The following is a 12,014-nucleotide window of genomic DNA, read 5'->3' on the forward strand; positions in this document are numbered from 1 at the left end:
GTGCTGCTAGATATCTCTTTCCATACGAATATGCATTTTTCCAGCTTCTAAAAAAACCTTGCCATCAGTATGAAAGTTTTGCTTTTCATAGAAGGTTTGTACGTCAACTTGGGCGTGTAAAAACACTTTGCGAATGCCCATTTCTCTGGCGACTTTCACTGCACGAATTAACAGCATTTCGCCATAGCCCTGATGTCGGTATGCGGGTAGAACTGCCAAACGGCCGATTTGGCCATTGTCTGTTAAACGACAGGTTCCCGTTGGAACGGCTGTTGTACCAAAGGAAACAAAGTGAACGGCGTCTTCGTCTAGCTCATCCCATTCGTCTTGTGGGTCTATACCTTGTTCAATGATAAAGACTTGTTTGCGCACAAAAGTAAGTTGATCTTTGCTGCTGTTCCAGTCTGATGTTAAAACCTTCATTGCCTTTCCTTATTCTTCTGGTGCAACCAATTCGATTAGTCCTTGCTGACGAATCAGAAAGCGCACAAGAGGTTCTAAGTCACTATTTTGTTGTAAATCTAGACCTGAAAAATCAAACTCCACTTGATGGCAAACCGCTTCTACAAAGCCAGTTAGCTCTGCATCTGCAAGTAAATTTTCGCCATTACAAAAGACACGAATCTTGCCTTTGTCCTTAGTGCTCTGCTGAGCATAATAACAAATACGCGCATCGCCAGGACGAATAAAGGTCTGACCTTGTGTCGCACTGCTAAACGCGTCGTTTACTTCTTCTTGATTTAATGGTGCCAGATACTCTGGGTATTTGCTTTCACTCATGGTTTCTCCTAACCACTCAGCGAGTAGGTCAGGTTGATTAATAAGGCGAGCTAATTCGGTTTGTAAGTATTGAATATCATCTTTACTGATGTGAGCGCTGTGCTGACGGTTAGTTGTTTCAGGCGCGGCAAAGCGGTCTTTTACATTGTCTGCCTCACATAGTTTATCGCGAACCCCAGTTAAGACATCTTGCATACTTGGCGCACGGAAACCGATGGAGTAGGTCATGCACTCGTCGTCTAGTGATCGGCCATTATGAGCAAAGTTAGGTGGCAAATAGAGAATATCACCAGCTTCCAGTTCCCAATCCATGTCTGGATTAACAGGGAAGTTGTCTAGAATATGCAGCTGGATATTTGCAATTGCTGAATCTTGGTATTCATCTGGAGCGAGAACTTGCCAGCGGCGTTTGCCAGATACTTGCACTAGGAACACATCGTATTGATCGTAATGTGGACCAACGCTGCCACCTTCTGTCGCATAGCTGACCATCACATCGTCTAAGCGCCAGCTTGGTAAGAATTCAAATTGTTCTTTTAAATTTTGAATTTCTGGTACCCAATGATCAACGGCTTGAACTAATAGAGTCCATTCTTTCTCTGGCAAGGTTGCAAAAGTATCTTCGTTAAATGGGCCTTGGCGTATTTCCCATGGACTTAAGCCGTTCTCGATCACAATACGAGATTCAATTTCTTCTTCCATTGCCATGCCAGCAAGCTCATCGGCTTCTAGGGGCAGAGTGAAATCGACAAGACCACCGCGGATCAACAAAGGCTTTTTCTGCCAATATTCGTCGATAAAGGTTTGGGCAGTGATGCCACCAAGAATAGTCAACGGTGTATTTAGGTCTGTCATAAATCGCTCATCAAAAAAGAACAAAGAAAGTAGTGATATTGCTAAAGGTTAGTAGCCTTAAAGGCAAAAAGAGCCGATAAATCGGCTCTTTTATTTACTTGTTACAGTAAGGCTTAGTTACGAATCGCTTTCGCTTGTGCCACCGCATTACCGATGTAAGTGCTTGGTGTTAACGCTTTCAATTCGGCTTTGGCTTGCTCGGGCATGTCTAGCGTATCGACAAAAGCTTCGATGGTTGCTTGGTCGATAGCACGGCCGCGGGTTAGCTCTTTTAGCTTCTCGTATGGAGATTCGATACCGTAGCGACGCATAACGGTTTGGATTGGCTCAGCCAATACTTCCCAAGCACTGTTAAGGTCAGCTTCAAGGCGAGGCGCGTTGATTTCCAACTTGCTGATGCCTTTTAGCGTTGCTTGGTAAGCAATTAAGCTGTGAGCCAAACCAACGCCAAGATTACGAAGAACTGTAGAATCAGTTAGGTCGCGCTGCCAGCGAGAGATAGGCAATTTAGCGCTCAAGTGACCCATGATAGCGTTCGCAATACCCAAGTTGCCTTCAGAGTTTTCGAAGTCGATCGGGTTAACTTTGTGTGGCATTGTTGAAGAGCCGATTTCGCCAGCAATGGTTTTTTGCTTGAAGAAGCCCATAGAAATATAGCCCCACACATCACGGTCGAAATCGATCAAGATAGTGTTGAAGCGGCAAATGGCATCGTATAGCTCAGCGATGTAATCATGCGGTTCAATTTGAGTAGTATAAGGGTTCCAAGTCAAACCTAAAGAAGTAACAAAGGCTTCTGCGTGAGCTTGCCAATCCACATCAGGGTAAGCCGAAAGGTGAGCGTTGTAGTTGCCCACAGCGCCGTTGATTTTGCCTAAAAATTCAACGTTTTCGATTTGCTTAAGTTGACGGCTAAGACGAGCTGCAACGTTGGCCATTTCTTTACCAACAGTCGTTGGTGATGCTGTTTGGCCGTGTGTACGAGACAACATAGACTGCTCAGCGTGCTCAATCGCTAGATCTTGAACGGCCTTGATAACGTTTTTAAGCTCTGGAGCAATGCCTTTTTCCAATGCTTCACGCAACATCAATGCATGAGATAAGTTGTTGATGTCTTCAGATGTACAAGCAAAGTGAACAAACTCAGAGATAGCAGCAAGTTCTGCATTGTCTGCCATTTTGTTCTTAATAAAATACTCTACCGCTTTGACATCGTGGTTCGTGGTTTTCTCAATGTCTTTAATGGCTTGTGCATCAGCTTCACTGAAGTTTTCCGCAAGTTGATCTAATAAAGCGCTCGCTTCATTGCTCAAGGCCGGAACTTCGATGATTTGTGGGTGTTTGGCAAGAGCCTGTAGCCAGCGAACTTCGACTATGACTCGCATACGCAGCAAACCATACTCGCTCACGGAGCGACGTAGTACGTTTGTTTTCGATCCGTAACGACCGTCGATAGGGGAAATTGCATTTAAGCTAGTTAATTCCATTGAGATAACGCCTCGAACATGGTTTTCAGGGAGCGGCTATTATAGGCAAAAGGGGCACGTACTTCTATGGCGTGAAAGGGATTAGCTTTGTTTTGTTGATGATTTTTCCAACAAAATGAAAAAGCCCCAAGTAAGCGAGTTACTTGAGGCTTTGATTTCACTTTAAAGACAAAATGTTTGCCTTGGGTCTACCAACTTATAGAGAAGATAGGGCACCGTTGAATGTTGCGCTAGGACGCATAATCTTAGCCACTTCATTTAGGTCCATGTGGTAGTAACCAGATAGACCAGAAGGTTTACCTTGTACCGCTGCAAGTTCAGCAACAATCTTCTCTTCATTGTCTGCTAATTGCTTAGCAAGAGGAGCGAATTTAGCCGCTAAGTTTGCATCTTCAGTCTGTGCTGCAAGCTCTTGAGACCAGTAAAGCGCTAGGTAGAAATGGCTACCACGGTTATCAATGTCGCCCACTTTGCGAGAAGGAGACTTGTTGGTGTCTAGTAATTTGCCAGTCGCTTTATCTAAGCTCTTAGCAAGAACTTTTGCTTTCTCGTTGCTGTGCTTGATGCCAAGTTCTTCGAAAGATACTGCTACGGCAAGGAATTCACCTAGAGAGTCCCAACGAAGGTAGTTTTCGTTAACAAGCTGTTGAACGTGCTTAGGAGCAGAACCGCCTGCGCCTGTTTCATACATGCCGCCGCCATTAAGCATTGGTACGATAGACAACATTTTCGCAGACGTGCCCAATTCTAAGATTGGGAACAAGTCTGTTAGGTAGTCACGTAGGATGTTACCTGTTACTGAGATTGTGTCTTTACCGCGAATAATGCGTTCCATAGAGAAACGGATTGCTTCGTTGTAAGACATGATGCGAATGTCTAGTCCGCTTGTATCGTGGTCTTTTAGGTAAGTTTCTACTTTTTTACGTAGCTCGTTATCGTGTGCACGAACGTCTTCTAACCAGAAAACAGCAGGTGTGTCAGATTGACGGGCACGAGTAACACCTAGTTTTACCCAGTCGCGAATAGCAGCGTCTTTGGTTTGGCAAGCACGCCAGATATCGCCTTTCTCAACATTGTGCTGCATTAGGACATTGCCGTTTGCATCCACAACGCGCATCACGCCGTCAGCTTTCATTTCATAGGTTTTATCATGAGAGCCGTATTCTTCTGCTTTTTGCGCCATTAGGCCAACGTTTGGCACTGTACCCATTGTAACTGGATCGAATGCGCCGTTAGTTTTACAGAAGTTGATAGTTTCTTGGTAAATACGCGCGTAAGTGCTGTCTGGAATGACGGCTTTTGCATCGTGTGCTTTACCATCGCGGCCCCACATTTTACCAGAGTTACGGATCATTGCAGGCATAGACGCATCAACGATTACATCGCTTGGTACGTGAAGGTTAGTGATGCCTTTGTCTGAGTCTACCATCGCTAGTTCAGGACGTGTTTTGTAAACGTCTTGAATGGCTTGTTTGATTTCTTCTTGCTTCGCTTCTGGAAGGCTTTGAATTTTATCGTAAACGCTACCTAAGCCATTGTTTGGGTTAACGCCGATTTCTTTGAAAAGCTCGCCGTATTTTTCGAAAACGTCTTTGTAGAAAACAGTGACTGCATGACCAAATACAATTGGGTGAGACACTTTCATCATGGTGGCTTTTAAGTGCACAGACCACATGATGTTGTCTTCTTTCGCTTCTTGTAGTGATGCTTCAAAGAAAGCGCGAAGCTTTTGAGTGCTGATGTTCATGCTGTCAATGATTTCGCCAGCAAGTAGAGGAAGTGACTTTTTCACTTCGACAGAACCGTCTTTTGCAACGAATTCGATCTTAACGGTTTGAGCAGAATCCATCGTAGTGGACTGTTCAGAAGAGTAAAAATCGCCATCACGCATGTAGTCAACGTGTGAAACAGACGTTTTGCTCCATTTGCCCATTGAGTGAGGGTTTTTACGAGCGAAGCCTTTAACAGCTGCTGGCGCGCGACGGTCCGAGTTGCCTTGACGAAGAACAGGGTTTACTGCACTACCTAGCACTTTAGAGTAGCGTGCTTGAACGTCTTTTTCTTCGTCAGTTTGTGGGTTTTCAGGGTATTCAGGAAGGTCGTAACCTTCAGCGTTTAACTCTTTAATTGTTGCATAAAGCTGTGGTAACGAAGCACTGATGTTAGGAAGCTTAACAATGTTTGCTTCAGGTGTTGCTGTTAGGTCACCTAGGAATTTGAGGCCATCTTCCGCTTGTTTGTCTGCAGGAAGTAAGTCTGAAAAAGCAGCGATAACACGACTTGCTAAAGAGATGTCTGTCAGTTTTAGTTCGATGTCTGCTTCTTTTGCGAAAGCGCCAAAGATAGGAAGTAGAGACGCGGTTGCCAGAGCTGGCGCCTCATCCGTAAATGTATAGTAGATAGTTTGTTTCGTTGACATGTAATTCCCCTAACATTTCAGGCATTAGCCTATTGAATCGAAGATGACTTTTAGCCGCCATTCCCTAATTTAAACTGTTCGTACAAGCTAACTGGTACAGGTTAAAAATTTGTACGATATACTACCTAAAAAACTAAGTTAGAGATATCGACCCTAGGATATACTGGAAATTGATTTCAATTATTTCACTGTCTTAATGGATTTTTTTAGCGCTAAAAAAAGGCCTATAAGACCTTTTTAAATTAATTACGAGATTCCAAGGCATTTAATAATGCTTTGCGTTTAAAAATTAAATGCCAGCGTTTACCACCAAGTTGTCGCCATAACATAGCAGCACGAATGCCGGCCATTAGGATGGCTCTGACTTGGTTTGATATCTGTGGTTGCTGTAAAAAACGGCTGTCCCCGTGAACCTGAATACGAAAGGGTAATTTGCTCAGCGTGTCTTGATACATGCCCGAAATAGACGCCAGCATATTTTCATGTAATACACTTTCATAATGGGCTTTTTTCTGTTCAATATGGGTGATTTTTTGGCCAATCTGAGACAGCATTTCAGGTGTTTTAGATAATTTGTTTTCCAAGTGAATTAGACTTAGCGCATATCTAAGTGTGTCTGGGTTGACGCTGCTTCGCTCTTTGCCAAGTGCCTGTCGAGTGATGCGTCGCCCCAGCGCAAGATTGCTTTGGCAATCCCATTGCCCACCATAGATGTCTTCTGTAGAGCCTGCGTTCAGCATTAAAATACTGTCTAAAAGCGGCTGTAAACTGGCGTTATCTACTTTCCCCGTTTTGGCTAAAATAGACACCAACTCTGCTGCTTGGAAAACAGCGGATAGGGCGATAGTTTGCTCTTTTTCTCTGCTACTCACGTTTTCTCTCTTAATAGCTACTTGTTAAAAGCGACATTAATAATGCCACCACCAAGACACACTTCGTCTACATAAAATACCACTGATTGGCCTGGTGTGATTGCTCGTTGCGGTTCCAAAAAGGAGACTTCAACACGGCCATCGGCCAACTCGTTAATAGTGCAGTCTTGGTCTGCTTGGCGGTAACGGCATTTTGCTTTACATGTTAATGGAAAGCTTGGTTTTTCTCTCGCAACCCAATCGAAGTTGTCGGCAATCAAATGCGTTTTAAACAAGGACTCATGTTGGCCGCCTTGCGTAACGATCAGAACATTACGTTCTAGGTCTTTCTCAACCACATACCATGGATCGTCTGAATATTTAGCGAGGCCACCAATCCCCAAGCCTTGTCGTTGGCCAATGGTGTGATACATCAAACCATGGTGGCGAGCAATTTTGTCACCCTCAAGGGTTTCGATATCACCTGGTTGAGCAGGTAAATATTGTTCGAGAAAGTCTTTGAAACGTCGTTCTCCGATGAAGCAAATACCGGTACTGTCTTTTTTGTTGTGAGTGACTAGACCAAACTCTTCAGCCAAGCGACGTACTTCTGGCTTTTCCAGTTCACCAACAGGGAAAAGTGTTTTGGCGATTTCGTCTTTGCCAACCGCATACAAAAAGTAACTTTGGTCTTTATTACCGTCTAAGCCTTTTAGCAGTAATGGCTCACCGTTTTTATCACCACGCCGAACATAATGTCCAGTGGCTATATAATCCGCGTTTAACGCCATCGCGTATTCTAAAAATGCTTTGAATTTGATTTCTTTGTTGCACAGAATGTCTGGGTTTGGTGTGCGTCCAGCTTTGTATTCGGCAAGGAAGTGTTCGAAAACGTTGTCCCAATATTCTGAGGCAAAGTTAGCTGTATGCAGCTTAATACCTAATTTATCGGACACAGCTTGCGCATCCGCTAGATCGTCTTTGGCGGTGCAATATTCTGTACCATCATCTTCGTCCCAGTTTTTCATGAAAAGACCTTCAACCTGATAACCCTGTTGCATCAGAATAAGGGCTGATACAGAGGAGTCGACACCGCCGGACATGCCGACAATGACTTTTTTTGAGCTGTTTGCGTTGTTCGCAATAGGGCTGTCTTTCATGTGCTGTGATTTCTCGACTGTTATTTTCGCAAAGCGAAGAGGCATTGCCTCAGATGAATGTAATGTAGGTTATTGTATCACTTTCTGATTATTGGCATAGGCCGAAGAAATTGATTCGATACAAAAGATAAGGAGATAATGGGGTTATTAAATGAATCTTCAATGCAGGCTTTAATTAATGGGCTGCGATGAGGCAGAGCCATGATTTCTTCATACGTTAGCCAATGGCTAGAAACAATGTCGTTATCGAGCGGTTCATGAGTTTCATTCACCGCCTCGCACAAGAAGCACAGCCGATGATAGGTGTCAGCGCCTTCGTAAGGTGTAAATGCATACATGCCAAGCAGGCCGATAGGTTCTACTAGCCAGCCTGATTCTTCTCTTGTTTCGCGAATAACGGCTTGAGTGACGCTTTCGTTATTTTCGACGTGGCCGGCTGGTTGGTTTAGTACTAGGTTTCCGTCTTGCCATTCCTTCACCATGAGAAACTTTGTTGCCTTGGGATCTTTGTTGTCCTTTCTCACTAGGGCGGCGACGGTTAGGTGAGGCAGCTTTTCTATTTCTTTGCTCTTCAAACTGATTAACCTCTTTTAGTAAATGGTCAGTTGGCTCTATATAGTTCCATTGGCCAATTCCTGTATTTTCTAAAGTATAAGGACCAATGGCATAGCGAATTAACCTGAGTGTTGGAAAACCAACGGCAGCCGTCATTCGACGAACTTGTCGATTTTTACCTTCGCGAATTTGTAGTGATAACCAGCTGGTCGGGATGGCTTCACGATAGCGAACGGGTGGCGTTCTGTCCCAAATGGCGGGTTCTGCCATGCGTTCTGCTTGGGCGGGTTTAGTTAGCCCATCTTTTAGTTCAACACCTCGTCTTAATTTTTCTAGCGCCTCGTCTGAAATATCACCTTCTACTTGAACCCAATAAGTCTTTGGCATTTTAAAGTCTGGAGAGGCGATAATATGTTGCAGAGCCCCTTGGTTGGTAAGTAGCAATAGGCCTTCTGAGTCAAAGTCTAGTCGCCCCGCAGGGTAAAAATCCGGTGCATCAATGTACTTTGCAAGTGTGGCTTTGTCTCCTTCGGCAGAAAATTGGCTTAGTACTCGAAAGGGTTTGTTGAATAAAATTAAGTTTGAAGGCATCAAGGTAATAGGTGCTTTAGGAGGTGTTTTAAATCTAAAGAAGAGCCGAATAATATCATCTCACTCCCCATGAAGGGAGTAAGATAACAAATTCGTCTTCGGATAGCGATGAAGCTTGGTGCTATTATGCAGGCTGTGTTTTTGAGTCGCTTTTTGTTGCATCCTCTTGATTTGATATGGTTGGGTTTATTTCAATAGCGTGTAACCCTCTTTCTCCTGGTTCGACATCAAATGTCACTGCTTGTCCTGCTTTTAGGGTTTTGTATCCTTCTACATTGATCGCAGAATAATGAATAAATAAATCTTCATTAAAGTCTTCAGACACAATGAACCCATATCCTTTTGCATTGTTAAACCACTTCACTGATCCGTGATGCATGAGCCACTCCTTATCCACTCAGAACATAGTTAGCCTGTCATAGCGGGCTGTTCAAATTTTAAAATATAGTTCGGATATCGTAGATTGCTAAATAGGTGCGAATTGTTTTTGAGCAATCAATGCTAGAATTTTATTAACAAACATTGATTGCACATTTGGTCACCCCAATAAAAGCGTAGAAGCCCTTTTGGTATTTGTAAAACCCAAGTGGTAATCTGTTTTTAAGAAATGACCGTATATGAGTAGTAATGTGTCATATGTGGCATATTATGTGAAAAAATGTAGCCTCAGAGGCGTGGAATGATTGTAGATCAAGAAATTAGACTAGTATCAGAAGATGATGAACAACACGGGCATTCGAGTATTGCGATTGCCCCAGAGGAAACTGAATTAAAACCACCCTCTATGTATCAGGTGGTACTGTTCAATGATGACTTTACGCCAATGGATTTTGTCGTATTTGTGTTACAACGGTTTTTTTCTATGGATGGGGAGAAGGCTAATCAGGTAATGTTAGAAGTGCATCAAAAAGGGAAAGGTGTTTGTGGAATTTATCCCTTTGATATTGCTGAAACTAAAGTGGCAATGGTACAACAGTTCGTGGAACAAAATGAGCACCCCTTAATGTGTGACCTACAAAAGGTCGACTGATTCAGAGTGAGGGAATAGCAATGTTAGATAAAGAACTAGAGCAAACCCTGAACACAGCTTTCAAAGCGGCGCGCGACAAGCGCCATGAATTCATGACGGTTGAGCATTTATTATTAGCTCTTATTGAAAATGGCGCTGCTTCAAGCGTCCTAAAAGCATGTGGTGTGAATTTAGACATCTTAAGTAAGGAGCTTGAGGAATTCGTAGATAGCACTACACCTCTAATTCCTGAAGACGACGAAGAGCGTGAAGTTCAACCTACGTTAGGTTTTCAGCGCGTGTTACAACGTGCGGTCTTCCATGTTCAATCTTCTGGTAAACGCGAAGTCACAGGCGCGAATGTGCTGGTGGCTATTTTTAGTGAGCAAGAAAGCCAAACAGTTTATCTTCTAAAACGTCATGGCGTAGCACGAATTGATGTGGTCAATTATGTTGCACACGGTATTTCTAAAACGGGCGATGCCGCTTCTCAAGATATGGATCATGATGACGAGGCCGAAGATACGAATACTGCGCCGTTGCAAAAATTTGCTACTAATTTAAATGAAGAAGCTAAAGCTGGAAAAATAGACAAGCTGATTGGTCGTGAATACGAAGTTGAGCGAGTAATACAAACGCTTTCTCGCCGTCGTAAAAACAACCCTCTCTTGGTTGGTGAGTCTGGTGTTGGTAAAACAGCCATTGCTGAAGGCTTAGCAAAACGTATTGTTGATGGACAGGTGCCTGATGTTATTGCGGACGGTGTGGTTTATTCCTTGGATTTGGGGGCTTTGCTCGCAGGTACTAAATACCGCGGAGATTTTGAAAAACGTCTTAAACAATTGCTCGGCGAACTGAAAAAGTTACCGAATGCTATTCTGTTTATTGATGAAATTCATACCATCATTGGTGCGGGTGCGGCTTCTGGTGGTGTCATGGATGCTTCCAACTTGCTCAAGCCTGTATTGAGTTCGGGTGGTTTGCGCTGTATTGGTTCAACAACATTCCAAGAGTTTCGTGGTGTGTTTGAAAAAGACCACGCGTTGGCACGTCGCTTCCAGAAAATTGATGTAAATGAGCCAAGTGTTGATGATACTTATCAAATTCTGAAAGGCATCATTGGTGCATTTGAAGAGCATCATAAGGTTAAGTACGAAGAGCCAGCCTTATTGGCAGCAGCCGAGCTTGCTCAGCGCTATGTGACAGATCGTCATATGCCTGATAAAGCGATTGATGTTGTGGATGAAGCTGGTGCTTATCAGCGGCTACAGCCAGAAGACAAGCGTAAAGGGGTTATCACGGTTGCTGATATTGAAGATATCGTCTCTAAGATCGCCAGAGTGCCTGTGAGAGCAGTTAACTCTGATGATAGACAAGTCTTGTCTAACCTTGAACGCAACCTGAAAATGGTGGTCTTCGGGCAAGACAACGCCATTGATTCTTTATCCGCTGCGATTAAGTTATCTCGTGCAGGTTTGAAGGCTGAACAAAAGCCTATTGGTTCTTTCTTGATGGCTGGTCCGACGGGCGTCGGTAAAACAGAAGTTACCAAACAGCTAGCCAAACAATTAGGGCTTGAGCTCATTCGTTTCGATATGTCGGAATACATGGAACGCCATGCGGTATCTCGTTTGATTGGTGCCCCGCCGGGCTATGTTGGTTTTGATCAAGGCGGCTTGCTAACAGAAGCAGTGACGAAGAATCCACACAGTGTCGTGCTATTGGATGAGATTGAGAAGGCTCACCCAGAGGTCTTTAACTTGCTTCTGCAAGTAATGGATCACGGTACCTTGACGGATAACAACGGACGCAAGGCGGATTTCCGTAATGTCATTTTAGTGATGACTTCGAATGCGGGGGCTGAAGAGTTGGCTCGTCGTTCGATTGGTTTCTCTAGTCAAGACAACTCAACTGACGGCATGGAGGTGATTAATCGCACTTTCACGCCAGAATTTAGAAACCGTCTTGATGCTGTTATTCAGTTTCAGCAGCTTGATGAGCGTATCATCTTTAATGTGGTTGATAAGTTCTTGGTGGAGTTGCAGGCTCAGCTGGATCCGAAAGGTGTCTTGTTGGAGGTCTCAGACACTGCCAGAGGCTGGTTGGCGAATAAAGGCTACGATCGTCAGATGGGTGCGCGCCCAATGGCGAGGGTGATTCAGGAGCATCTGAAGAAGCCTCTGGCTGATCATATCCTCTTTGGGGATTTGCACGATGGTGGTCATGTCAAAGTTGCTTTGAATGAAAAAAGCGATGAGCTTCAGTTTGAAGTGATAAAAGAGGCGGTTGTTCATTAAACTGTTACAA

The 12,014-nt window shown here is 43.9% G+C and carries 11 protein-coding genes; 2 read left to right on the forward strand and 9 right to left on the reverse strand.

Going from position 1 to position 12,014, the window contains the following annotated elements:
- Window positions 1-6 precede the first annotated feature (6 nt).
- The 9 genes from JSY38_RS14825 to JSY38_RS14865 all read right to left on the reverse strand — a co-directional run bounded on the left by JSY38_RS14825 (window position 7) and on the right by JSY38_RS14865 (window position 9,077).
- The gene (locus JSY38_RS14825; protein ID WP_205113867.1) at window positions 7-423 is read right to left on the reverse strand and encodes a GNAT family N-acetyltransferase; all 417 of its coding nucleotides are present in this window, start codon (window positions 421-423) and stop codon (window positions 7-9) included.
- A 9-nt stretch (window positions 424-432) separates the two neighbouring features.
- Window positions 433-1,635, reverse strand: coding sequence for a cupin domain-containing protein (locus JSY38_RS14830; protein WP_205113869.1), 1,203 nt, complete (start codon window positions 1,633-1,635; stop codon window positions 433-435).
- Between the two features lie 113 nt (window positions 1,636-1,748).
- Window positions 1,749-3,122: an adenylosuccinate lyase gene (purB, locus tag JSY38_RS14835; protein ID WP_205113871.1), complete on the reverse strand. Its 1,374-nt coding sequence runs from the start codon at window positions 3,120-3,122 to the stop codon at window positions 1,749-1,751.
- A 196-nt stretch (window positions 3,123-3,318) separates the two neighbouring features.
- Entirely contained in the window at window positions 3,319-5,541 is a 2,223-nt protein-coding gene (locus JSY38_RS14840) for an NADP-dependent isocitrate dehydrogenase (protein ID WP_205113873.1), read from the reverse strand.
- Between the two features lie 242 nt (window positions 5,542-5,783).
- On the reverse strand, window positions 5,784-6,413 hold the full coding sequence (gene hflD / locus JSY38_RS14845; RefSeq protein ID WP_114410269.1) for a high frequency lysogenization protein HflD: 630 nt from the start codon (window positions 6,411-6,413) through the stop codon (window positions 5,784-5,786).
- A gap of 17 nt (window positions 6,414-6,430) precedes the next feature.
- A complete protein-coding gene (gene mnmA / locus JSY38_RS14850; protein WP_205113875.1) occupies window positions 6,431-7,552 on the reverse strand; it encodes a tRNA 2-thiouridine(34) synthase MnmA in 1,122 nt (373 codons plus the stop codon).
- Between the two features lie 77 nt (window positions 7,553-7,629).
- Window positions 7,630-8,076: an NUDIX hydrolase gene (locus JSY38_RS14855; protein WP_239543988.1), complete on the reverse strand. Its 447-nt coding sequence runs from the start codon at window positions 8,074-8,076 to the stop codon at window positions 7,630-7,632.
- A complete protein-coding gene (locus tag JSY38_RS14860; protein ID WP_205113877.1) occupies window positions 7,970-8,698 on the reverse strand; it encodes a pseudouridine synthase in 729 nt (242 codons plus the stop codon). The genes JSY38_RS14855 and JSY38_RS14860 overlap by 107 nt, the downstream gene beginning before the upstream one ends.
- A 124-nt stretch (window positions 8,699-8,822) precedes the next feature.
- A complete protein-coding gene (locus tag JSY38_RS14865; RefSeq protein WP_114410266.1) occupies window positions 8,823-9,077 on the reverse strand; it encodes a cold shock domain-containing protein in 255 nt (84 codons plus the stop codon).
- 300 nt (window positions 9,078-9,377) lie between these two features.
- Here JSY38_RS14865 and clpS point away from each other — a divergent pair, with 300 nt between their 5' ends.
- Together clpS and clpA are read left to right on the forward strand one after the other, a co-directional pair.
- Window positions 9,378-9,728, forward strand: coding sequence for an ATP-dependent Clp protease adapter ClpS (gene clpS / locus JSY38_RS14870; protein WP_114410265.1), 351 nt, complete (start codon window positions 9,378-9,380; stop codon window positions 9,726-9,728).
- A 20-nt stretch (window positions 9,729-9,748) separates the two neighbouring features.
- Complete coding sequence (clpA, locus tag JSY38_RS14875) at window positions 9,749-12,004, forward strand: ATP-dependent Clp protease ATP-binding subunit ClpA (RefSeq protein ID WP_205113879.1); 2,256 nt, start codon at window positions 9,749-9,751, stop codon at window positions 12,002-12,004.
- Window positions 12,005-12,014: the final 10 nt, after the last annotated feature.

The organism is Marinomonas foliarum (genome assembly GCF_016906065.1).
In the GTDB taxonomy this organism is placed as follows: Bacteria; Pseudomonadota; Gammaproteobacteria; order Pseudomonadales; family Marinomonadaceae; genus Marinomonas; species Marinomonas foliarum.

Bases quoted from the DNA above. Each gene is read 5' to 3' on its own strand.
- JSY38_RS14860 (WP_205113877.1), bottom strand. From the start codon at position 8,698: ATGCCTTCAAACTTAATTTTATTCAACAAACCCTTTCGAGTACTAAGC.
- JSY38_RS14830 (WP_205113869.1), bottom strand. From the start codon at position 1,635: ATGACAGACCTAAATACACCGTTGACTATTCTTGGTGGCATCACTGCC.
- clpS (WP_114410265.1), top strand. From the start codon at position 9,378: ATGATTGTAGATCAAGAAATTAGACTAGTATCAGAAGATGATGAACAA.
- JSY38_RS14825 (WP_205113867.1), bottom strand. From the start codon at position 423: ATGAAGGTTTTAACATCAGACTGGAACAGCAGCAAAGATCAACTTACT.
- JSY38_RS14865 (WP_114410266.1), bottom strand. From the start codon at position 9,077: ATGCATCACGGATCAGTGAAGTGGTTTAACAATGCAAAAGGATATGGG.
- mnmA (WP_205113875.1), bottom strand. From the start codon at position 7,552: ATGAAAGACAGCCCTATTGCGAACAACGCAAACAGCTCAAAAAAAGTC.
- clpA (WP_205113879.1), top strand. From the start codon at position 9,749: ATGTTAGATAAAGAACTAGAGCAAACCCTGAACACAGCTTTCAAAGCG.
- purB (WP_205113871.1), bottom strand. From the start codon at position 3,122: ATGGAATTAACTAGCTTAAATGCAATTTCCCCTATCGACGGTCGTTAC.
- JSY38_RS14840 (WP_205113873.1), bottom strand. From the start codon at position 5,541: ATGTCAACGAAACAAACTATCTACTATACATTTACGGATGAGGCGCCA.